Annotated in this window: 19 protein-coding genes and 3 pseudogenes; 19 read left to right on the forward strand and 3 right to left on the reverse strand. The window is 67.8% G+C overall.

Annotated elements, in window-relative coordinates; translation table 11 throughout:
* The 8 genes and pseudogenes from A5663_RS22815 to A5663_RS20075 form a co-directional block, all read left to right on the forward strand.
* Nucleotides 1-183 (forward strand): annotated as a pseudogene (locus tag A5663_RS22815) (oxidoreductase); the annotation flags it as partial.
* Nucleotides 184-421: 238 nt separating this feature from the next.
* Nucleotides 422-1891: an amino acid permease gene (locus A5663_RS20045; protein ID WP_068153239.1), complete on the forward strand. Its 1470-nt coding sequence runs from the start codon at nucleotides 422-424 to the stop codon at nucleotides 1889-1891.
* A 123-nt stretch (nucleotides 1892-2014) separates the two neighbouring features.
* Nucleotides 2015-3217 (forward strand): alkane 1-monooxygenase, encoded by a 1203-nt coding sequence (locus tag A5663_RS20050; protein WP_068153300.1) that lies wholly within the window; start codon nucleotides 2015-2017, stop codon nucleotides 3215-3217.
* Nucleotides 3214-3381: a rubredoxin gene (locus A5663_RS20055; protein WP_068153246.1), complete on the forward strand. Its 168-nt coding sequence runs from the start codon at nucleotides 3214-3216 to the stop codon at nucleotides 3379-3381. Before A5663_RS20050 ends, A5663_RS20055 begins: the two co-directional genes overlap by 4 nt.
* Nucleotide 3382: 1 nt before the next feature.
* A complete protein-coding gene (locus tag A5663_RS20060) occupies nucleotides 3383-3565 on the forward strand; it encodes a rubredoxin (protein ID WP_024448548.1) in 183 nt (60 codons plus the stop codon).
* A complete protein-coding gene (locus tag A5663_RS20065; RefSeq protein WP_068153255.1) occupies nucleotides 3562-4242 on the forward strand; it encodes a TetR family transcriptional regulator in 681 nt (226 codons plus the stop codon). Before A5663_RS20060 ends, A5663_RS20065 begins: the two co-directional genes overlap by 4 nt.
* Before the next feature lie 133 nt (nucleotides 4243-4375).
* Complete coding sequence (ahcY, locus tag A5663_RS20070; RefSeq protein WP_068153260.1) at nucleotides 4376-5833, forward strand: adenosylhomocysteinase; 1458 nt, start codon at nucleotides 4376-4378, stop codon at nucleotides 5831-5833.
* Nucleotides 5834-5950: 117 nt separating this feature from the next.
* Nucleotides 5951-7258, forward strand: a complete 1308-nt coding sequence (locus A5663_RS20075) for a lipase family protein (protein ID WP_369816675.1) — start codon at nucleotides 5951-5953, stop codon at nucleotides 7256-7258.
* An 11-nt stretch (nucleotides 7259-7269) separates the two neighbouring features.
* On the opposite strand, the gene A5663_RS20080 is transcribed toward A5663_RS20075, so the two are convergent.
* Nucleotides 7270-7896 carry a trimeric intracellular cation channel family protein gene (locus A5663_RS20080; protein ID WP_068153263.1) on the reverse strand — a complete coding sequence of 209 codons (627 nt, stop codon included), beginning with the start codon at nucleotides 7894-7896 and terminating at the stop codon, nucleotides 7270-7272.
* 21 nt (nucleotides 7897-7917) lie between these two features.
* On the opposite strand from A5663_RS20080, the gene A5663_RS20085 reads away from it, so the two are divergent.
* The 3 genes from A5663_RS20085 to A5663_RS20095 all read left to right on the forward strand — a co-directional run bounded on the left by A5663_RS20085 (nucleotide 7918) and on the right by A5663_RS20095 (nucleotide 12209).
* The gene (locus A5663_RS20085; protein WP_068153266.1) at nucleotides 7918-9204 is read left to right on the forward strand and encodes an amidohydrolase; all 1287 of its coding nucleotides are present in this window, start codon (nucleotides 7918-7920) and stop codon (nucleotides 9202-9204) included.
* Between the two features lie 97 nt (nucleotides 9205-9301).
* On the forward strand, nucleotides 9302-11548 hold the full coding sequence (locus A5663_RS20090; protein ID WP_068153271.1) for a catalase: 2247 nt from the start codon (nucleotides 9302-9304) through the stop codon (nucleotides 11546-11548).
* Between the two features lie 28 nt (nucleotides 11549-11576).
* On the forward strand, nucleotides 11577-12209 hold the full coding sequence (locus tag A5663_RS20095; RefSeq protein WP_068153274.1) for a DedA family protein: 633 nt from the start codon (nucleotides 11577-11579) through the stop codon (nucleotides 12207-12209).
* On the opposite strand, the gene A5663_RS20100 is transcribed toward A5663_RS20095, so the two are convergent.
* The gene (locus tag A5663_RS20100; RefSeq protein ID WP_068153276.1) at nucleotides 12199-12570 is read right to left on the reverse strand and encodes a heme-binding protein; all 372 of its coding nucleotides are present in this window, start codon (nucleotides 12568-12570) and stop codon (nucleotides 12199-12201) included. The two genes, A5663_RS20095 and A5663_RS20100, sit on opposite strands and share 11 nt — an antisense overlap.
* A gap of 197 nt (nucleotides 12571-12767) precedes the next feature.
* Between A5663_RS20100 and A5663_RS20105 the strand changes: the two genes are divergently transcribed.
* The 8 genes and pseudogenes from A5663_RS20105 to A5663_RS20140 all read left to right on the forward strand — a co-directional run.
* Nucleotides 12768-14099 carry a DUF2254 domain-containing protein gene (locus A5663_RS20105; RefSeq protein ID WP_197503479.1) on the forward strand — a complete coding sequence of 444 codons (1332 nt, stop codon included), beginning with the start codon at nucleotides 12768-12770 and terminating at the stop codon, nucleotides 14097-14099.
* Between the two features lie 57 nt (nucleotides 14100-14156).
* Nucleotides 14157-14783 (forward strand): dTMP kinase, encoded by a 627-nt coding sequence (locus tag A5663_RS20110; RefSeq protein ID WP_068153282.1) that lies wholly within the window; start codon nucleotides 14157-14159, stop codon nucleotides 14781-14783.
* Between the two features lie 94 nt (nucleotides 14784-14877).
* On the forward strand, nucleotides 14878-15564 hold the full coding sequence (gene mtrA / locus A5663_RS20115) for a two-component system response regulator MtrA (protein ID WP_068153285.1): 687 nt from the start codon (nucleotides 14878-14880) through the stop codon (nucleotides 15562-15564).
* Between the two features lie 50 nt (nucleotides 15565-15614).
* Nucleotides 15615-17273 (forward strand): MtrAB system histidine kinase MtrB, encoded by a 1659-nt coding sequence (mtrB, locus tag A5663_RS20120; RefSeq protein WP_068153287.1) that lies wholly within the window; start codon nucleotides 15615-15617, stop codon nucleotides 17271-17273.
* Nucleotides 17270-19027, forward strand: coding sequence for an MtrAB system accessory lipoprotein LpqB (gene lpqB / locus A5663_RS20125; RefSeq protein ID WP_068153291.1), 1758 nt, complete (start codon nucleotides 17270-17272; stop codon nucleotides 19025-19027). The genes mtrB and lpqB overlap by 4 nt, the downstream gene beginning before the upstream one ends.
* 167 nt (nucleotides 19028-19194) lie before the next feature.
* Nucleotides 19195-19824 (forward strand): ComF family protein, encoded by a 630-nt coding sequence (locus A5663_RS20130; RefSeq protein WP_068153312.1) that lies wholly within the window; start codon nucleotides 19195-19197, stop codon nucleotides 19822-19824.
* A gap of 304 nt (nucleotides 19825-20128) precedes the next feature.
* Nucleotides 20129-20761 (forward strand): ribosome hibernation-promoting factor, HPF/YfiA family, encoded by a 633-nt coding sequence (hpf, locus tag A5663_RS20135; RefSeq protein WP_369816676.1) that lies wholly within the window; start codon nucleotides 20129-20131, stop codon nucleotides 20759-20761.
* Nucleotides 20762-20866: 105 nt separating this feature from the next.
* Nucleotides 20867-21814, forward strand: a pseudogene (locus tag A5663_RS20140) (preprotein translocase subunit SecA); the annotation flags it as partial.
* A gap of 168 nt (nucleotides 21815-21982) precedes the next feature.
* On the opposite strand, the pseudogene A5663_RS23875 reads toward A5663_RS20140, so the two are convergent.
* Nucleotides 21983-22144: pseudogene (locus A5663_RS23875) on the reverse strand (hypothetical protein); the annotation flags it as partial.
* Between the last annotated feature and the right edge of the window lie 44 nt (nucleotides 22145-22188).

The raw sequence follows: 22188 nt of genomic DNA on the forward strand, positions 1-22188 counted from the left end.
CTTCCCGACGGCCCTGCCAACCGCGCCGCGGTCCCCCAGGGCCGGCACGTCCACCTGCTGATGGCTCGCGGCGCCGAGGAGTTCGAGAGCCACTTTCCCGGGCTGCTCGCCGACATGGTGGCCGACGGTGTCCCGATGCTGGAGAACCGCCCGGACTGTATCCACTTCGGCGCCGCGAGCCATCAGCAGGTGGACGTGCCGGCCCTGGGGGACCGCGGCGCGGTTGGCCGGGCCGTCGGGAAGCGCGTCGCGCTCGTAGACCGTGACGCGATCGCTGAAGTCGGAAAAGACGCGGGCCGCGCACATCCCGGCAAGGCTGCCCCCGATGACGACCACGTGTTTATAAGTCCGCCCCATCGGGTGCACAGTACTCGGTACATTTCAATGTCGGGCCTGGCACGGCCCTCAACAGGAGGACGCGATGGCGCGGCGGACGAAGTCGGTGGAGCAGTCGATCGCCGACACCGACGAAGCCGGCACCCGGTTGCGCAAAGACCTGAGCTGGTGGGACCTCACCGTGTTCGGCGTCTCCGTCGTGATCGGCGCCGGCATCTTCACGATCACCGCATCGACCGCGGGTAACCTCACCGGACCGGCGATCTCGATCTCGTTCGTGCTCGCCGCGATCGCCTGCGGGCTGGCCGCGCTGTGCTACGCGGAGTTCGCGTCCACGGTGCCGGTCGCCGGCAGCGCCTACACCTTCTCCTACGCGACGTTCGGCGAGTTCGTCGCCTGGATCATCGGGTGGGACCTGATCCTCGAGTTCGCCGTCGCGTCGGCGGTGGTAGCCAAGGGCTGGTCGAGCTATCTCGGGGAGGTGTTCGAATTCGGCGGTGGTACCGCGGATTTCGGTGTGGTGCAGCTGGACTGGGGGGCGCTGCTGATCATCGCGTTCGTCACCGCCATCCTCGCCTGGGGCACCAAGCTCTCCGCGGGGGTCAGCTTGGTGATCACCGTGATCAAGGTGGCGGTCGTGCTGCTGGTCGTCGCCGTCGGCGCGTTCTACATCAAGGTGGCGAACTACTCGCCGTTCCTGCCGCCCGCCGAGGCCGGCGAGGGCGGCGGCGGCGTCGAGCAGTCGCTGCTCTCCCTGCTCACCGGCGCCGAGGGCTCCAGCTACGGCTGGTACGGGCTGCTGGCCGGCGCGTCGATCGTGTTCTTCGCGTTCATCGGCTTCGACGTCGTCGCGACCACTGCCGAGGAGACCAAGAACCCGCAGCGCGACGTGGCCCGCGGCATCCTGGCCTCGCTCGCGATCGTCACCGTGCTCTACGTCGCCGTCGCCGTCGTGTTGACCGGGATGGTGCATTACACCGAATTGCGCGCGGCGGGGGAGAAGGCGAACCTCGCGACGGCGTTCAGCGCCAACGGGATCGAGTGGGCGGCGAAGATCATCTCGATCGGTGCGCTCGCGGGCCTGACCACCGTGGTGATCGTGCTGGTGCTCGGCCAGACCCGCGTGCTGTTCGCGATGTCGCGCGACGGTCTGATGCCGCGCTCGTTGGCCAGGACCGGAACCCGCGGCACACCCGTGCGCATCACGCTGATCGTCGGGGTGCTGGTGGCGATCACGGCGTCGGTGTTCCCCATCGACAAGCTCGAGGAGATGGTCAACATCGGAACGCTGTTCGCGTTCGTGCTGGTCTCCGCGGGTGTGATCGTGCTGCGGCGCACCCGGCCGGATCTGGAGCGCGGCTTCCGGGCCCCCGGGGTGCCGTGGCTGCCGATCGCCTCGATCGTGGCCTGCGTCTGGCTGATGCTCAACCTCACCGCCGTGACCTGGATTCGCTTCGTGGTCTGGATGGCGGTCGGCGTGGTGCTCTACTTCATCTACGGCCGCCGCCACTCGGTGCTCGGCCGTCGGGAATCCTCGGCGATTTCGGTGGCGTAGCTGGTCGTCAGCTAGCGGTTTACAAAAGACCGCATGATGTCTAGACAACAGACAAAGGCGCCGCTATAGTCAAGTCACGTCGTGACGGCACTCACACGAGGAGGCTTGGCAGTGACCACGCAGATGTCCGAACTCGATATCGCTCAATGGCGCGACAAGAAGCGCCATCTCTGGCTGATGGGACTGATCGCGCCGACGGCGCTGTTCGTCATGCTCCCGTTGATCTGGGCGTTCAACCAGTGGGGCTGGCATGCCGCGGCGCAGGTGCCGTTCTGGATCGGGCCGATCCTGCTATTCATCCTGCTGCCCGCGCTTGACCTGCGGTTCGGTCCGGACGGGCAGAATCCGCCCGACGAGGTGATGGAGCGACTGGAGAACGACAAGTACTACCGCTACTGCACCTACATTTATCTCCCGTTCCAGTACGCCAGCGTGATCATGGGCGCCTACCTGTTCACCGCGAGCGACCTGAGCTGGCTGGGCTTCGACGGCGGGCTGGGCTGGCCGGCCAAGATCGGCCTGGCCCTGTCGGTCGGCGTGCTCGGCGGCGTCGGCATCAACACCGCTCACGAGATGGGCCACAAGAAGGATTCGCTCGAGCGCTGGCTGTCGAAGATCACGCTGGCGCAGACCTGCTACGGCCACTTCTACATCGAGCACAACCGCGGCCACCACGTCCGGGTTGCCACACCCGAGGATCCCGCGTCGGCCCGCTTCGGCGAGACGTTCTGGGAGTTCCTGCCGCGCAGCGTCTTCGGTTCACTCAAGTCGGCGTGGGAGCTGGAGGCCAAGCGGCTCGAGCGCAGCGGGCGCAGTAAATGGCATTGGTCGAACGACGTGCTCAACGCATGGGCGATGTCGGTGGTGCTCTACGGAGTGCTGATCGCGGTCTTCGGCTGGGCGCTGCTGCCCTACATCGTCATCTCCGCGGTGTTCGGCTTCACGCTGCTCGAGACCGTCAACTACCTCGAGCACTACGGCCTGCTGCGGCAGAAGACCGAGAGCGGTCGCTACGAGCGCTGCGCGCCGGTGCACAGCTGGAACTCCGACCACATCGTGACCAACCTGTTCCTCTACCACCTGCAGCGGCACAGCGACCACCACGCCAACCCCACCCGGCGTTACCAGACGCTGCGCAGCATGGACGGCGCCCCGAACCTGCCGAGCGGCTATGCGTCGATGATCGCGCTGACGTACTTCCCGCCGCTGTGGCGCCGGGTGATGGACCACCGGGTGCTCGAGCACTACGACGGCGACATCACCCGGGTCAACGTGCACCCGCGGGTGCGCGACAAGGTGATGGCGAAGTACGGGGCGCCGGCATGACGGCCTACCGCTGCCCCGGCTGCGACTATGTCTACGACGAAGCCAAAGGTGCTGCGCGGGAAGGATTTCCGGCCGGAACACCGTGGAGCGACATCCCCGACGAATGGTGCTGTCCGGACTGTGCCGTTCGCGAGAAGGTCGACTTCGAAGAGATTGGAGCGTGACATGAGCGACTACAAGCTGTTCGTCTGCGTGCAGTGCGGGTTCGAGTACGACGAGGCCAAGGGCTGGCCGGAGGACGGCATCGCGCCCGGCACCCGGTGGGACGACATCCCCGACGACTGGAGCTGCCCGGACTGCGGCGCGGCCAAGTCGGACTTCGAGATGGTAGAAGTGGCCCGTCCGTGACGGCCTGGGCGAGCGAGGCGACGGGAGGCGATACTGTCGCGCGGGTGACCAGCGCGCGCGACAAGCGCATCCCGTACGCCGAGGCGTCGAGGGCGTTGTTGCGCGACTCCATCCTGGACGGCATGCGCGAGCTGCTGCTGAGCAATGACTGGTCGGCCATCACGCTGTCGCACGTCGCCAAGGCCGCCGGCATCAGCCGTCAGACGATCTACAACGAGTTCGGCTCGCGGCACGGCCTGGCGCAGGCCTATGCCCTGCGGCTCGCCGATCGGCTCGTCGACCAGATCGACGACGCCATCGAGGGCAACGTCGGTGACATCTACGCGGCGTTCTCGCACGGCTTCCGCGACTTCTTCGCCGAGTCCGCCGCCGATCCGCTGGTGATCTCGTTGCTGACCGGCGAGGCCAAGCCGGATCTGCTGCAGCTCATCACCACCGAGAGCGGGCCGATCCTCACCCGTTGCAGCCAGCGGCTGACCACCACCTTCATGGACAGCTGGGTGCGCGCCAGCGAAGCCGACGCCGGAGTGCTGGCCCGCGCGATCGTCCGCCTCGCCATCAGCTACGTGTCGATGCCGCCGGAGGCCGACCATCTGACCACCGAAGTGGTGGCGAATGACCTGGCCAGATTGATGACGCCGTTCGCCGAACGCTACGGTGTTACCGATACCCCGTAGCTGTCAGAGCGCACCGCTGTTCAACCGCACGAGCGCCTGTCCCGCGAGCCCGCAGGCTAGGGGTTTCGCACGGCCGTCGCCGGTGTGCCCGTCCGTGCGCCCACAAGCAATGACGAACGAATAGGGGCTCTACATGACTGAGCTGAAGGCCGACTCCCGCAACGGGATCGACTACAAGGTCGCCGACCTGTCCCTGGCCGACTTCGGCCGCAAGGAGATCCGCCTCGCCGAGCACGAGATGCCCGGCTTGATGGCGCTGCGTCACGAGTACCACGACGTGCAGCCGCTCAAGGGTGCGCGGATCTCGGGCTCGCTGCACATGACCGTGCAGACCGCCGTGCTCATCGAGACGCTGACGGCGCTGGGCGCCGAGGTGCGCTGGGCGTCCTGCAACATCTTCTCCACCCAGGACCACGCGGCCGCTGCCGTCGTCGTCGGCCCCAACGGCACCCCCGAGGAGCCCAAGGGCACCCCCGTGTTCGCCTGGAAGGGCGAGACGCTCGAGGAGTACTGGTGGGCGGCCGAAGAGATGCTCACCTGGGAAGGCGAGCCGGCGAACATGATCCTCGACGACGGCGGTGACGCCACGATGATGGTGTTGCGCGGCGCGCAGTACGAGAAGCAGGGCGTGGTCCCGCCCGCGGAGGACGACGACCCCGCCGAGTGGAAGGTCTTCCTCGGTGTGCTGCGCAAGCGCTTCGAGACCGACAAGGACAAGTGGACGAAGATCGCCGAGTCGGTCAAGGGTGTCACCGAGGAGACGACGACGGGCGTGCTGCGCCTGTACCAGTTCGAGGCTGCCGGCGAGTTGCCGTTCCCGGCCATCAACGTCAACGACTCCGTCACCAAGTCCAAGTTCGACAACAAGTACGGCACCCGGCACTCGCTGATCGACGGCATCAACCGCGGCACCGACGTGCTGATCGGCGGTAAGAAGGTGCTGATCTGCGGCTACGGCGACGTCGGCAAGGGCTGCGCGGAGTCGCTCGCCGGGCAGGGCGCCCGCGTCGCGGTCACCGAGATCGACCCGATCAACGCGCTGCAGGCGCTGATGGACGGCTTCGACGTCGTCACCGTCGAGCAGGGCATCGCCCAGGCCGACATCGTGATCACCTCGACGGGCAACAAGGACATCATCACCCTCGACCACATGCGCTCGATGAAGGACCAGGCGATCCTCGGCAACATCGGTCACTTCGACAACGAGATCGACATGGCCGCGCTCGAGCGTTCGGGGGCCAAGAAGCTCAACATCAAGCCGCAGGTCGACCAGTGGATCTTCGACGACGGCAAGTCGATCATCGTGCTGAGCGAGGGCCGGCTGCTCAACTTGGGCAACGCGACCGGTCACCCGTCGTTCGTGATGAGCAACAGCTTCTCCAACCAGGTGATCGCGCAGATCGAGCTGTGGACCAAGAACGACGAGTACGACAACTCGGTCTACCGGTTGGCCAAGCACCTCGACGAGAAGGTCGCGCGCATCCACGTGGAAGCCCTCGGCGGCACGCTGACCAAGCTCACCAAGGAGCAGGCGGAGTACATCGGCGTCGACGTCGAAGGCCCGTACAAGCCGGAGCACTACCGCTACTGACACACCCTGCGCCGAGCGTGCGCTCACTGTGAATCCGCCTTGAGTTTTTCACTGTGAGCGCACGTTCGGCGTCTTGGTCGTGATCGGACTGTTACTGTTCGCGCCGTGGAGCGGGGGTTGCGGGCTGGTTGGGCACTCATCCTGGCACTGTTCTTGGTGCTGACCGCGAGGGCGACGGCCGCGGCCGACGACCCGACCATCGACGCCCACAACCCGATCTTCAACGAGGACGAGTACCAGGCGTTCTACACGCCGCCCGACCCGCTGCCGCCGGGCAAGCCCGGCGACCTCGTGCGCACCGAGCCGTCTCGACTGGTGCTCGAGCCCTCCGGCCAGCTCGGCATGATCATGGCCGACGGCACGCGAATCATGTACCGCAGCACCGACGCTCGCGGCAACCCGGACGTCGTCACCGGCACCTACTTCGAACCGCACGCGCCATGGCCGTTCGGCGGGCCGCGCCCGCTGATCGTCTACGGCCCCGGCACACAGGGCCAGGGCGACCAGTGTGCGCCGTCGCGGCAGTTCAACCAGGGCATCCACTGGTCGCCGTACCTCGACCTGGCGTTCAACTACGAAGAACTGTTCGTCGCGACGATGGTGGCGCGCGGGTTCGCGATCGTCATGACCGACTACGAGGGCCTCGGCACACCCGGCCTGCACACCTACGCGAACCGGGCATCGCAGGGCCACGCGATGCTCGACGCGGCCCGCGCGGCGAAGAACCTGCCCGGCACGTCGCTGATTCCCGATGGGCCAGTTGCGTTTTGGGGGTACTCGCAAGGCGGTGGTGCGGCCGCGTCCGCCGCGGAGATGGCCCAGTCGTACGCGCCCGAGCTCCACATCGTCGGTAGCTATGCCGGGGCGCCGCCCGCCGACCTCAAGGCGCTGTTCCCGTTCATCGACGGCAGCATGCTGGTGGGAGCGGTCGGTTATGCGCTGAACGGGGTGATCGCGGCCTATCCCGAACACGAGGCGGAGATCCGGGCGACGTTGACTCCGCGCGGTGCCGACATGCTCTTCAAGGTGCAGGACCAGTGCGTCGCCGAGACGCTCACGAAGTTCATGTTCCGGCACCTGCAGCCCTACTTCAACCGAGACATCTTCGCGCTCGTCGAGCAGGAACCGTTCAAGTCGCTGTTCGACGAACAGAAGATCGGGCGCATGAAACCCAATGCGCCCGTGCTGATCAACTCCAACCGGTTCGACCCCTTGGTGCCGTGGGCGCCGGCGATGCAGATGGGCCGCGACTGGTGCGCCCAAGGCGCCGACGTCGAGGCGCGCACCAACGAGGAACCGCCGTTCCTCAACAAGGCGATGATCAACCACGCGCTGCCGATGCTGGTCGACGGCGAGCCCGCGATGCAGTGGATCGCCGACCGGTTCAAGGGAGTGCCGACCACTCCCAACTGCGGCCGGTTCTGACCGGAGTCCGATCAGCGGGACCCGGGCGGGTGCGGTGCGTTCAGGTCGAAACGCACCCCGATCATCCGGATCGCGAAACACACCGCTGCACACCCCAGTGCGGCGACGGTGCCGTGCAGCCCGAGTCGGTACGTGGCCGCGGCGCAGCCGGCGCCGATCAGCGCCGGGATCGCGTAGAGCTCGCTGCGGAGCACGGTGGGGATCTGTCCGATCATCATGTCGCGGATGGTGCCGCCGCCGACGGCGGTGATGGTGCCGACGATGAGCGCTTGGGGCACACCGAAATTCATGTCGAGCGCCTTGTAGGCCGCCAGCACCGCGAACACGCTCAACCCGATCGCGTCGAGCACGGTGATGGGCATCGTCAGCCGGTCCAGCCGCCGGCTGAGCGCGAAAGCGATCAGACCGCCCGCGACCGCCACGGTCAGGTAGCGCCAGTCCACGAACGTGGCCGGCGGCAGAGCGTCGAGCAGGACGTCACGGATCGTCCCGCCGCCCAGCGCGGTGAACATGCCCAGCGCGGTGACACCGAAGATGTCGAGCCGCTCCGCGCGCACCGCGGTCAGCGCCCCGTTCAGCGCGAACGCGAACGTGCCGACGAGATCGAGCACCAGCAGCAACGGCGTTTCGGTCGACATGGCCGGAGGTATACCCGCCCGATGACCACCTTGCGGACAACCGCCGACACGGTGCTCGACGGACTGACCCAGACTCGGGACTGGCAGCAGGACTTCTACCGCGATCTGCACCGGCATCCGGAGTTGTCGCACCAGGAATTCGAAACAGCGCGCAGCGTCGCCGCACGGCTCGGCGAATTCGGCTACGAAGTGCACGACGGCATCGGTGGGACCGGTGTCGTCGGTGTGCTCCGCAACGGGTCCGGGCCCACCGTCCTGCTGCGGGCCGACATGGACGCGTTACCGGTCGAAGAGGCCACTGGGCTGGACTATGCGAGCACCGTGCGCAGCACCGATGCCCACGGCGACGAGGTTCCGGTCATGCACGCCTGCGGCCACGACGTCCACGTCGCAGCGCTGCTCGGGGCGGCCCAACTGCTCGCCGAAGGTTCCGAGCATTGGGCCGGCACCGTCGTTGCGCTGTTCCAGCCGGCCGAGGAGACGTCCGACGGGGCTCGCGCCATGGTCGACGACGGATTGGCCGACCTGCTCCCGGGCGTCGACGTCGCGCTGGCCCAACACGTACTGCCCGCACCCGCGGGCCGGGTCGGTACCGCTGCCGGGCCGCTGCTGTCGGCCGCCGACAGTATGCGCGTCACCGTGTACGGCCGCGGTGCGCACGGCTCCATGCCGCAGGCCGCCGTCGACCCGGTGGTGCTGGCTTCGATGATCGTCGTTCGGCTGCAGACGATCGTCTCGCGTGAGGTGGCTCCCGGAGAGTCCGCCGTGCTCACGGTCGGGAGCATCCAGGCCGGCAGCAAGAGCAACGTGATCCCGGATCGCGCTGTGCTGCAGCTGAACATCCGCACCTACAGCGACCAGACCCGCACCACGATGCTGGACGCGATCCGGCGCATCGTGACCGCCGAATGCCGGGCGTCGGACTCGCCCAAGGATCCGGAGTTCGAGCTGTTCGATCGATTTCCGTTGACCGACAACGACCCAGCGGTCACAGCGCGGGTAACAGACGCGTTCACAACGTTTTTCGGAGATAACTGGCAGCAGCTGCCGCAGCAGAGCGCCAGCGAGGATTTCAGCGAGATCCCGGCAGCGCTCGGCGTGCCCTACACGTACTGGGGCGTCGGTGGCATCGATCCGTCGACGTATGAGAAGGCGGCGGAGCGCGGCCGGATCGATCAGGACATTCCGGTCAACCACTCGCCGACGTTCGCGCCCGTCGTCCAGCCGACGCTGGACACGGCCACCCAAGCGCTGGTCGTGGCCGCGCTGGCGTGGCTGACGCCCGATGAGCCTCGGCCCGAGGTTTAGTTCTGGCGGAGGCGGGAAATCGCGCTCCAACGGGGAGCGCCCGCGCGCGATCATGTCCGACCCCGGTTCAGGGCGGAAAACCAGTCGGGAGGAATCCATGTCGAAGAACGACGGGCCGAAAGAAACGATCAAGGGTGCGGTCGAGGAGGTCGTCGGAGAGGTGAAGGGGAAGGCCAAGGAGGTCGTGGAGGCTGCGACGGGTAAGGGTGCGGCCCCGTATGTGCCGGGCGCGCCCGGTCCGCAGCCGCCGCCGCTGACAGAGCCCACCGAGCCGCACGAGCCGCTGCCGCCCAAACCGGACCAGTCCGCGCCCGAACTTCGCACGGCGACAGGAACTTTCGTCGAGGGGCCGCCGACAGCGCGCGGGCAGCAGGGCGAATACCTCACCACGGCGCAGGGTGCACGACTGTACGAAACGGATCACTCGCTCAAGGCCGGTGAACGCGGGCCGACCCTGCTACAGGACCATCACCTGCGTGAGAAGATCACGCACTTCGACCACGAGCGGATTCCCGAGCGGGTCGTGCACGCGCGCGGCGCGGGGGCACACGGCGTGTTCCGCGGCAACGGCGCGGCAGAGAAGATCTGTAAGGCCGGGTTCCTGAAATCCGGTGCCGAGACGGACGTTTTCGTCCGGTTCTCCACCGTGGTCGGCAATCGTGGATCGCTCGACACGGCGCGTGACACACGCGGGTTCGCCACCAAGTTCTACACCGACGAAGGCACTTTCGATCTGGTGGGCAACAACATCCCGGTCTTCTTCATCCAGGACGGCATCAAGTTCCCCGACGTCGTCCACGCGGCCAAGCCGCATCCCGATCGCGAGATCCCGCAGGCGCAGACCGCGCACGACACGTTCTGGGACTTCTTCTCGCTGCACACCGAAGCGACCGCGCACACGATATGGAACATGTCCGACCGGGGCATTCCGCGGTCCTACCGGATGATGGAGGGCTTCGGCGTGCACACCTTCCGGCTGGAAGCGCCGGACGGGACCACGTCGCTGGTGAAGTTCCACTGGAAGCCGCGCCAGGGCGTGCATTCCCTGGTCTGGGAAGAGGCGCAGCTGGCCGGCGGCTTCGACCCCGACTTCCACCGCCGCGACCTCGCCGACGCAATCGAAGCGGGCGCCTATCCGGAGTGGGACCTGGGCGTGCAGGTCATGCCCGACACACCGGAGCAGATGTTCGAGGGCATCGATCTTCTCGACCCGACGAAGATCGTGCCCGAGGAGCTGGCGCCGGTTCAGGTCATCGGCACGATGCAGCTCAACGGCAACCCGACGAACTTCTTCGCCGAGACCGAGCAGGTCGCGTTCCATCCCGGCCACCTGGTGCCCGGAATCGACGTCACCGACGACCCGCTGCTGCAGGCGCGGCTGTTCTCCTACCTCGACACGCAGCTGAGCAGGCTGGGCGGACCGAACTTCGCCCAGATCCCGATCAACCGCCCGCACGCACCGGTCAACGACATGTTCCGCGACGGCTTCCATCAGCATGGCGTGCATCCCGGGGCGGCGCCGTACAAACCCAACTCCCTCGACGGCGGCTGCCCGTTCCTGGCCGCCGCTGAGACCGGCGCCTACATCGAAATCCCCACCGCGCTGCCGGCTTCGACGAAACGCCGTGCGGCGCCGGCCACTTACGACGACCACTTCTCCCAGGCGACGTTGTTCTACCGCAGCCTGCAACCGGTGGAGCAGGCGCATGTGGCCGACGCGTTCACGTTCGAACTCGGCAAGTGCTACGAGCAGACGATCAAGGAGCGAACCGTCGCGGTGCTCGCGAACATCGACGAGGAACTGTGTGCCACGGTCGCAGCCGGGCTGGGCCTCGAGCCGCCCGCGCCCAGCGTGCCGCCGACGACTCCGGAGGTGAGTTCGGCGTTGTCGCAGATCGGCGGGCGCTGGCCGGTGGAGGGACGGAAAGTCGGCATTCTTACGGGCGTCGATTCCGATCCCGCTGAAATCGCGGCGATCGTCGCGGCGTTCGCCGGTGCGGATGTGGTGCCCCTGGTCACCGCCTCGCATGGCGGCATGCTTCCCAACGGCGATGCCGGCCTTCCGATTTCCCGCACCTACACCACCGGGCGGTCGGTGGAGTTCGACGCCTTGGTGCTCGCGGGTTCACCGCCCGACACCGGGGCCAGGGTCATGGTCGACGAGGCGTTCCGGCACCTGAAGGCGATCGGCGTGTTGCCGCAGGGCGAGGGTCTGCTCGCCGCCGCGGGGGTCTCCGACGCAGCGGAAGGCGTTCTCGCGGGCTCGGACCCGGCCCAGCTCGCCGAAGCGTTGCTCGCCGGTCTCGGTGAGCACCGGGTGTGGAACCGCGTCGTCCCGGACTAGGCGGTCGCTGGCGTTGCCGGAGTGACCGATGTTCGATTCGCTGCTGGACTTCCTCGGTGACGCCTGGTGGGCCTATCCGCTGATCCTGGTCTTCTGCACATTCGACTCGGTCGTTCCAGCGCTGCCCAGCGAGACCGCGCTCCTCACCGGAGGCATTCTCGCGGCGAATGGCCGGATGGTGCTGGGCTGGGTGATTGTGATGGGGTCTGCCGGCGCGTTACTCGGCGACAACCTTGCCTACTGGATCGGCCGCTCGGCGCAGGGCTGGGCGCACCGCTGGATAACTCGCGGCGAAAAGGGCAGGCGCAGTTTGGATTTGGCGCAGCGGCAGTTGAAGCGGTACGGCGGCTCGCTGGTGATCGTGGGCCGGTTCCTGCCGGGTGGGCGTACGGCGACGACGATCGCGTGCGGTGTGCTGCGGTTTCCGTACCGCCAGTTCCTGGCATTCGACGCGGTCGGTGCGGCGCTGTGGGCGACGATCAACACGCTGCTCGGTTATCTGGGCGGGCACGTGTTCGCCGACCACGCCCTGTGGGCGTTCGCGCTGTCCTTCGGTGTCGCGCTCGCTCTCGCGGCGAGCATCGAGTTCGCCCGATGGCTTCGCCGGCGGACGGCGCCGACCGAGCCGGATCAGGACGGGGCGCGCCGCGTCAGGGAGTGACCATTGCGCCGCAACGGTTCTTGAGGTCCACCAGCGGTTGCCGGATCCCGGTCATCTCCGCGTTCTCCTGCGGATGGCCGGCCATGTACCCCTTCATCTGGTCGGCCACTTGCTCACGGGTCTTGCCCTGCATGGTGTGGATGAAGCCGTTCAGGTCGGGGTGGCTGAACAGGTAGGCCGACGTCGAGGCGTCCACCCCGGCCCGGACCCCTTCGAGGTCCGCGGCGGTACAGCCGGGCGGATTCATTCCCGATTCCGGGACGGCGTGCGCGAACCCGGCGGCGCCGGACAGTGCGGCGCCGCACAGCGCGGCGGTGCAGGCGAGCCTCGTCCTCCAGCGCGGCGTTCGGACATTCAACATCGCATTGCCTCCTCGTGTCGCGGCTGCGTATACCGCCAGTCTGTGCGTGATACTGATCCGATGCGCGAGTCCCCAAGGGCCTTGCCAGGCAACCGGCAGCGGATCGGCAGGCTGTCGTGCGAATCCTCGGTCGATCGGGTCGAACGCGGGTACTCCTCACCGAACCCGAACGCACCCGAACAGGGAGAAACCTCGGCATGACGCGCCGCACCGCCTCGTCGTCCGCACTGCGAATCTCCACCGCCCTCTACAACTTCCGCGAAAGCCTCTTCGCGCTACCGGCGCTGGTTCTGGTCGGCGGCATCGTGTCGGCTGAGGTGGCCGCCTATCTCGACGGCGTCGTCGGCGTGGACAGGTCGCTGCCGTTGACCGTCGAGATGAACAGCAACGCCGCCACCTGGCTGCTCAGTACCGTTGCGGGAGCGACGATCACGACCGCGGGTGTGGTGTTCTCCCTGACGGTGGTCAGCCTGCAGCTGGCCAGCAGCCAGTTCTCGCCGCGCGTGATGCGATCGTTCATCAGGGACAGGTTCAGCCAACTCGTCATCGGTCTGCTGGTAGCCACTTTCGTGTTCTGCGTGCTGACGCTTCGCCACATCAGCGGCGTACCCACCTCGAACGCGCCGCGTGTCTCGATGACCGCGGCCATGGTCCTGGCGGTCGCGACGGTCCTGCTGATCATCGCCTACCTCAACCGGCTGGCGTACGGACTGCAGGTCGGTGAGGTGGTGCGGACCATCGCCGCGGAGGCCGATTCCGTCATCGGCGAACAGGCGCGCCAGGCCCGCGCGGAGACTCCGGCGGAGGACGAGCCGGCCGAGGTCCCCGAGAGCCGGCTGACGGTGCGCGCGGGCAACGACGGGTGGGTCACCCAGGCGGCCAGCCGCTACATCCTGGCCGCGGTGCCGCCGTCGACGGTCGTGCGACTCGAGACCCGCACCGGTGCCTACATCCACCGCGGCGAGGTTCTGATGACGCTGTGGCCGGTGCCTCCCGATGCCGACCGCGTCGCGCGGAAGCTGTTGTCGACGGTGGAGATCGCCGACATCCGGACGATGCAACAGGACGTCGACTTCGGCATCCGGCAGCTGGTCGACATCGCGCTGCGTGCGCTCAGCCCGGCGATCAACGACCCGACGACGGCGACCGACGTGGTGCTGCGCCTGGGCAGCCTCATGCGCGAACTGTTGACGGCCGACATGCCGCCGCAGTCGGTGCGCGGCGCCGGCGGCAGAATCCTGCTGCGCCCGTGGGACCTGTCCCACGAGGAGTACATCGCGCACGCCTTCGACCAGATCCGCCAGACTTCGGGCAGCCAGCCGCACGTGGTCACCGCGCAGCTGCGTGTCCTGCGGATGCTGATCGAACACGTCAGGACCGCGGGCTGCGAGCAGTACGTGCCCGCGCTGCAGGAGCAGATCCGGTTGCTGATGGAGGAGATGGCCGAACGCGACGACATCCGTCCGGCCGATCTGCAACGGATACAAGCGATTTCGAAGGACATCGATCCGGCGGAGCACGACCTGTAGATCGTTTTGCCGGGTGGCAGCGGAGTCCGTCGGCCGCCGCGCGGTTACGCTCGCCGCGTGCTCATCGTGATCGAGGGCGTCGACGGAGCGGGCAAGCGCACGCTGACCAACGGGCTGCGGACCGCGTTCGAGGCGGCGGGCCGCACGGTGGCCAGCCTGGCGTTTCCGCGGTACGGCCGGTCGGTCGAGGCCGACGTGGCCGCCGAGGCACTGCACGGCGCCCACGGCGATCTGGCCGATTCCGTGTACGCGATGGCGGTGTTGTTCGCGCTCGACCGTCAGCGCGCCGCCGCCGAGATCGAGCGCCTGCGCGACGAGTACGACGTCGTCATCCTCGACCGCTATGTGGCGTCCAACGCCGCTTACAGTGCCGCGCGCCTGCACCAGGGCGCAGACGGCGACGTCGTCGACTGGGTGCGGGTCTTCGAGTACGAGCGGCTCGCACTGCCGAGACCCGATGCCCAGATACTGCTGGCCGTCCCGACCGAACTCGCGGCGCAGCGTGCCGAACACCGCGCCAACACCGAGGCCGACCGGCCCAAGGACGCCTACGAGCGCGACGGCGGGCTGCAGCAGCGCACGTCGGACGTGTACGCCGCATTGGCCGCCGGCGCCTGGTGTGGGCGCTGGGAGGTGGCCGGGCCCGACGTCGACGCCGCCGAACTGGCCGCCGAACTCGGCTAGCTTGCGCTCGACGCATACCAGCGCCCCGCAAATCCCGGTCAACACGCGAAACGCGCCGCGTGGTAGCCGGGGTTTATCGCAATTCGGTGACACCATGGACTCCATGAGGCAAAGGATTCTGGTGGTCGACGATGACCCTTCGCTGGCCGAGATGCTCACGATCGTGCTGCGGGGCGAAGGCTTCGACACCGCGGTCATCGGCGACGGCACCCAGGCGCTCACCGCGGTCCGCGAGCTGCGGCCCGACCTGGTGCTGCTCGACCTGATGTTGCCGGGCATGAATGGGATCGACGTGTGCCGGGTGCTGCGCGCCGACTCCGGTGTCCCAATCGTCATGCTGACCGCCAAGACGGACACCGTCGACGTGGTGCTGGGCCTGGAGTCCGGCGCCGACGACTACGTGATGAAGCCGTTCAAGCCGAAGGAACTCGTCGCGCGCGTGCGCGCACGGCTGCGGCGCAACGAGGACGAGCCCGCCGAGATGCTGTCCATCGGTGACGTCGAGATCGACGTGCCCGCGCACAAGGTGACCCGCCTGGGCGAGCAGATCTCGCTGACCCCACTGGAGTTCGACCTGTTGGTGGCGCTGGCACGCAAACCGCGGCAGGTGTTTACTCGTGATGTGCTGCTCGAACAGGTGTGGGGGTACCGGCACCCCGCCGACACCCGTTTGGTGAACGTGCATGTCCAGCGGCTGCGGGCCAAGGTCGAGAAGGACCCGGAGAACCCCCAGGTGGTGCTGACCGTTCGAGGAGTGGGATACAAGGCCGGACCGCCGTGAGTTTCCCGGCTCGGCGGTTGCCCGCGACCTATGACCGCTAGGTCGCTGCCGTGATCTTCAGCTCGAGGCGACGCATCCATCGTCGTTCGGCACCACTCGTACGGGGCCTCGGCGCGCTGGGCCGGGCACTGAGCCTCGCCTGGCGCCGCTCCCTGCAACTGCGCGTCGTCTCGTTGACTCTCGGCCTGTCGCTGGGTGTCATCCTCGTGCTCGGCTTCGTGCTGACCAGCCAGATCACCGATCGCATCCTGGACGTCAAGGTGCGCGCCGCCACCGAGGAGATCGACCGGGCGCGCACGACGGTCAGCGGCATCGTCGGCGGGGAGGAGAGCCGCTCCCTGGACAGCAGCCTTCAGCTCGCGCGCAACACGTTGATCGACCGCACCGCCGACTCGGGCCCGGGCCTCGCCGGCACGTTCGACGCTGTTCTGGTGGTGCCGGGCGACGGTCCGCGTGCGGCGACCGCGGCGGGCCCGGTGCAGCAGGTGCCGGCCGCGCTTCGCGAGTTCGTCAAAGCCGGCCAGGTCAGCTACCAGTACGCCGGAGTGCACACCGACAGCTTCTCCGGGCCCGCGCTCATCGTCGGCAGCCCCACGTCCTCGCCAGTGGCGAACCTGGAGCTCTACCTGATCTTCCCGCTGAACAACGAAGAGTCGACGATCGCGCTGGTACGCGGCACGATGGCGACCGGTGGGGTGGTGCTGCTCGGCCTGCTGGCCGCGATCGCGCTGCTGGTGGCGCGCCAGATCGTGCTTCCGGTGCGGTCGGCGTCGCGCATCGCCGAGCGGTTCGCCGAAGGGCACCTCACCGAGCGCATGCCGGTGCGTGGCGAGGACGACATGGCGCGGCTGGCGGTGTCGTTCAACGACATGGCCGAAAGCCTGCACCGCCAGATCACCCAGCTCGAAGAGTTCGGCAACCTGCAGCGCCGGTTCACCTCCGACGTCAGCCACGAGCTGCGCACCCCGCTGACCACGGTGCGCATGGCCGCCGACCTGATCCACGACCACATCCACGACTCGGCTGACGATCCCGATCCCGCGTTGCGCCGCTCCACGGAGCTGATGGTCAGCGAACTCGACCGGTTCGAGACGCTGCTCAACGACCTGCTCGAGATTTCGCGCCACGACGCCGGTGTCGCGGAGCTCTCGGTCGAGTCGGTGGATCTGCGGTCGACGGTGCGAAGCGCGCTGGACAACGTCGGGCACCTCGCGCAGGACGCCGACGTCGAACTGATCGTCGACATGCCCGCCGAGGACGTCATCGCCGAGGTCGATCCGCGGCGCGTCGAGCGCATCCTGCGAAACCTCATCGCCAACGCCATCGACCACGCCGAGCGCAAGCCGGTCCGGATCCGGATGGCCGCGGACGCGGACACCGTCGCGGTCACCGTCCGCGACTACGGCGTCGGGCTGCGGCCGGGCGAGGAGAAGCTGGTTTTCAGCCGGTTCTGGCGGTCGGATCCGTCGCGGGTCCGCCGATCGGGCGGCACCGGCCTGGGTCTGGCGATCAGCATCGAGGACGCCCGATTGCACCAGGGCAGACTCGAGGCGTGGGGTGAGCCGGGCAAGGGCGCATGCTTCCGTCTCACGCTGCCACTGGTGCGCGGACACAAGGTGACGGCCAGCCCGCTGCCGATGAAACCTGTTGGGCCCGAGGCGCCGCCGACGCGTACCCGCGGCCGGGAACCCGCCCAGGAGTCCGTGTGAGAAGGCTGCTGGCGGTCTTCTGTCTGCTGGCACTGGTACTGACGGGGTGCGCGGGCGTGCCGAGTTCTTCGTCGCCGCAAGCCATCGGGACCGTTGACCGGCCCGCGCCGCCCAGCCTGCCCAAGCCGACGCCGGGGATGGACCCCGATGTGCTGCTCCGCGAATTCCTCAAAGCCACAGCTGATCCCGCGAACCGGCATCTGGCCGCGCGCCAGTTCCTCACCGAATCGGCCTCGAGCACCTGGGACGACGCGGGCAGCGCGCTTCTCATCGACAACGTCGTGTTCGTCGAAACCCGTGGCCCTGAGCGGGTTTCGGTGAACATGCGCGCCGACATCCTGGGGTCGCTGTCCGACATGGGTGTGTTCGAGACGGGCGAGGGCGCGCTGCCGGATCCCGGACCGATCGACTTGGTGAAGACACCGGGCGGTTGGCGCATCGACAAATTGCCCAACGGGGTTTTCCTTGACTGGCAACAGTTTCAGTCGACCTACAAGCGCAACACCCTGTACTTCGTCGACCCTACCGGCGGCACCGTCGTACCCGACCCGCGTTACGTCGCGGTGTCCGATCCCGACCAGTTGGCCACCGAACTGGTCAGCAAGCTCATCGCTGGCCCGCGTCCGGAGATGGCCAAGACGGTGCGCAACCTGCTCGAACCGCCACTGAAACTGCGCGGTCCGGTGACCCGCGCCGACGGCGGGAAGATGGGCGTCGGCCGCGGTTACGGCGGGGCCAGGATCGATCTGGACAACCTGTCGACCACCGACCCGCACAGCAGGCAACTGCTTGCCGCGCAACTGATCTGGACGCTGTCACGCGCGGGCGTCAACGGACCGTACGTGATAAACGCTGACGGGGCGGCACTCGACGACCGGTTCGCCGACGGGTGGCAGACATCCGACGTGGCGGCCACCGACCCGGGGGCGGCCTCCGGTGTCGCTGCGGGTCTGCACGCGCTCGTGGGCGGCTCACTCGTCGCGCTCGACGGTCAGCGGGCGCCCCGGGTCGCGGGGGCGTTCGGCCAGATGCAGAACCAGGCCGCGGCGGCGGTGTCGCGCACCGGGCAGGAGGTCGCGTCGATCGTGTCGCTGCGTGCGGGCGCTCCCGACGCGGCGTCGTCGATGTGGGTGGGCGCGCTCGGCGGCAATGCCTCGCAGGTGCTCGACGCCAGGAGCCTGTCGCGGCCGAGCTGGGCGCTCGACAACGCGGTGTGGGTGGTGATCGACGGCAACAACGTCGTGCGCGTGATCCAGGACGCCTCGGGCCAGCCGGCGCGTATACCGGTCGACTCCACGTCGGTCTCGAGCCGGTTTCCCGGCGTGATCACCGAGCTGCAACTGTCGCGCGACGGCACCCGCGCCGCGTTGGTGATCGAGGGGCAGGTGATCCTGGCCGGTGTCGAGCAGACACCCGGCGGCGGCTATGCGCTGACCTATCCGCGACGGCTGGGCTTCGGCCTGCGCAACACGGTGGTTTCGCTGGCCTGGCGCACCGGCGACGACATCGTGGTCAGCCGCACCGACCCGCAGCATCCGGTGTCCTACGTCAACCTCGACGGCGTCAACTCCGACGGCCCCAGCCGCAACCTGATGATGCCCGTAACCACCGTCGCGGCCAACCCGTCGACGGTGTACGTGGCGGACGCTCGCGGCGTGGTGCAGCTGTCCGGATCGGTGCCCGAGGACGACCCGGCGTGGGCCGAGGTGCGTCCACTCATGGTGGCCGGCGCCCAGCCGGTGCTTCCGGGCTGACCGCCGGTCGCGGGAGCGGCCCGGATTCCGTCTGGTGTGCACTCAGATCGCAAATATGGCCGCCACGAGCATTTTTCGCGATCTCAGTGCACACTAGCGGCGTCACGCCGGCCGTTCGATCGCCCGTGCATCGCGAGGTTGTCACCCCTGCGCGGCACACTGCCGACATGCTGGACCTGGTGCTGCCGCTGCAATGCGGCGGATGTGGTGACCCGTCGACGCGGTGGTGTGCGGCCTGCGCCCGCACGCTGACAGTCCGGCCCGAGGACCCGCACCTGGTGGCGCCGCGGCTGGAGACGGGCGTCCCCGTGTACTCGCTCGGCCGGTACGCCGGGCCGCGGCGCGCAGCGGTCATCGCGCTCAAGGAGCACGGCCGGGCCGATCTGCTGCGGCCGCTCGCCGCCGCGCTGCGCGACGGCCTGCTGCATCTGCTCACCTGGGGGCTGGTCGACACCCCGTTGACCGTGGTGCCCGCGCCGACCCGCCGGTGGTCGGCCCGGCGTCGCGGCGGGGACCCGGTGACGCGGATGGCACGAGCGGCGACGGACGACCTGCCCGCAGTGGCCGTCGCCGCGGCCCTGCGGACCCGCGCGTCGGCCGCCGACTCGGTCGGGTTGTCACCGGCCGACCGGCAGCGAAACATCGCCGGGCGCGTCGCGGCGAAGCGTCGCGTCACCGGCGAGGTGCTCGTCGTCGACGACGTCCTCACCACCGGTGCGACGGCCGCCGAATCGGTCCGGGTGCTGCGCAGCGGTGGCGCCCGGGTGGCGGGTGTGCTCGTGGTGGCCAACGCGTGACGGTCGCGCATATCAGGTCAAGATGAAGAACTCGAAACAGGTGGGCGGATTCGCTGGCACTCCCGGGTGAACGCGGCTACGGTCGGCTTCAACACCCGTGAATGACTCACGGCCGGCGCTGAAGATGAAGGCGCCATATCGCCGAAGCGGTAGGAGGTGAGTAGACGACACCTTGCACCGGCGAGCGGCGAGACATGCAAAGCCACGTCGGTGCGGATCCCAACAGCCCGGGCACGCTCACGCGTGCGGACGCCGAAGAAACGAGTTGCCAAGCATGTCAACCCAATCCCTGGACTCGCGCACGATGGTGATCGAGGACGAGACGCCCGAATCACGACCGCACGCCGAGGTTGTGGTCACCGGCCGCAACGTCGAGATCCCCGACCACTACCGCAACTACGTCACAGAGAAACTGTCACGCCTGGAACGATTCGACCGCACGATCTACTTGTTCGACGTCGAGCTCGACCACGAGCGCAACCGACGTCAACGCAAGAACTGTCAACACGTCGAGATCACCGCGCGGGGCCGCGGCCCCGTGGTCCGCGGTGAAGCCTGCGCCGACAGCTTCTACGGCGCGCTCGAAGCCGCCGTCGCCAAACTCGAGAGCCGGCTGCGCCGCGCCAAGGACCGGCGCAAGATCCACTACGGCGACAAGACGCCGGTGTCGGTCGCCGAAGCAACGGCCGTCGCCACGGTGCCGGATTCACCCTCGGCCGAGGCCGAGCATGACGGCGCGACGCTCGACGACCACGAGCCCGGCCGGATCGTCCGCGTCAAGGAACACCCGGCCACACCGATGACCGTCGACGATGCGCTGTCGCAGATGGAACTGGTCGGCCATGACTTCTTCCTGTTCCACGACAAGGAGTCCGACCGCCCCACCGTCGTCTATCGAAGGCACGCCTACGACTACGGTCTGATCCGGCTGTCCTGAGCCGGCGGCCCTATTTCGCCTGGCCTGCCGTAGCGCGGCCGGGTCTGTCCGCACGTCACCTACCATGGTTTGAGCTCAAGACTTTCAACCCATAGGGGAACTAGCGTGCTGCAGAAGTTGCTGCGTCTCGGCGAAGGCCGCATGGTCAAGCGCCTCAAAGGAGTCGCCGACTACGTCGACTCGTTGTCCGACGACGTCGCCAAGCTTTCCGACGCCGAACTGCGTGCCAAGACCGACGAGTTCAAGAAGCGGGTGAACGACGGCACCAGCCTCGACGACCTGCTGCCCGAGGCCTTCGCCGTCGCGCGGGAGGCGTCCTGGCGCGTGCTCGACCAGCGCCACTTCGACGTGCAGGTGATGGGTGGCGCGGCGCTGCACTTCGGCAACGTCGCCGAGATGAAGACCGGTGAAGGCAAGACGCTGACCTGCGTGCTGCCCGCATACCTCAACGCGCTGGCAGGCAACGGCGTGCACGTCGTCACCGTCAACGACTACCTCGCCAAACGCGACGCCGAGTGGATGGGCCGCGTGCACCGGTTCCTCGGGTTGTCCGTCGGCGTCATCCTGTCCGGGCTCACCCCCGACGAACGGCGCACCGCGTACGCCGCCGACATCACCTACGGCACCAACAACGAGTTCGGCTTCGACTATCTGCGCGACAACATGGCGCACTCGCTCGCCGACCTGGTGCAGCGCGGCCACAACTACGCCATCGTCGACGAGGTCGACTCCATCCTCATCGACGAGGCCCGCACGCCGCTGATCATCTCCGGGCCGGCCGACGGCGCGTCGAACTGGTACACCGAGTTCGCCCGCCTCGCCCCGCTGATGGAAAAGGACGTCCACTACGAGGTCGACATCCGCAAGCGGACCGTCGGCGTGCACGAACTGGGCGTCGAGTTCGTCGAAGACCAACTCGGCATCGACAACCTCTACGAGGCCGCCAACTCGCCGCTGGTCAGCTACCTCAACAACGCGATCAAGGCCAAGGAGCTCTTCCAGCGCGACAAGGACTACATCGTGCGCGACGGCGAGGTGCTCATCGTCGACGACCGCGATGTACTTGGCCTCTTCGGTCTTGTAGATCAGGTCCGACTGGTCGGCACGGATCATCGGCTTGTTCGTGGGGATCGGCACGACGCCGAGCTTGTAGATCTCATGCAGCTCGGCCGCCTCGGTCTGGGCGGTACCGGTCATGCCGGCGAGCTTGTCGTAGAGCCGGAAGTAGTTCTGCAGGGTGATCGTGGCCAGGGTCTGGTTCTCGGCTTTGATCTCGACGTGCTCCTTGGCCTCGATGGCCTGGTGCATGCCCTCGTTGTAGCGGCGGCCGATCAGCACGCGGCCGGTGAACTCGTCGACGATGAGCACCTCGCCGTCGCGCACGATGTAGTCCTTGTCGCGCTGGAAGAGCTCCTTGGCCTTGATCG

It is taken from the genome of Mycobacterium sp. E740 (genome assembly GCF_001672895.1).
Lineage (GTDB): Bacteria > Actinomycetota > Actinomycetes > Mycobacteriales > Mycobacteriaceae > Mycobacterium.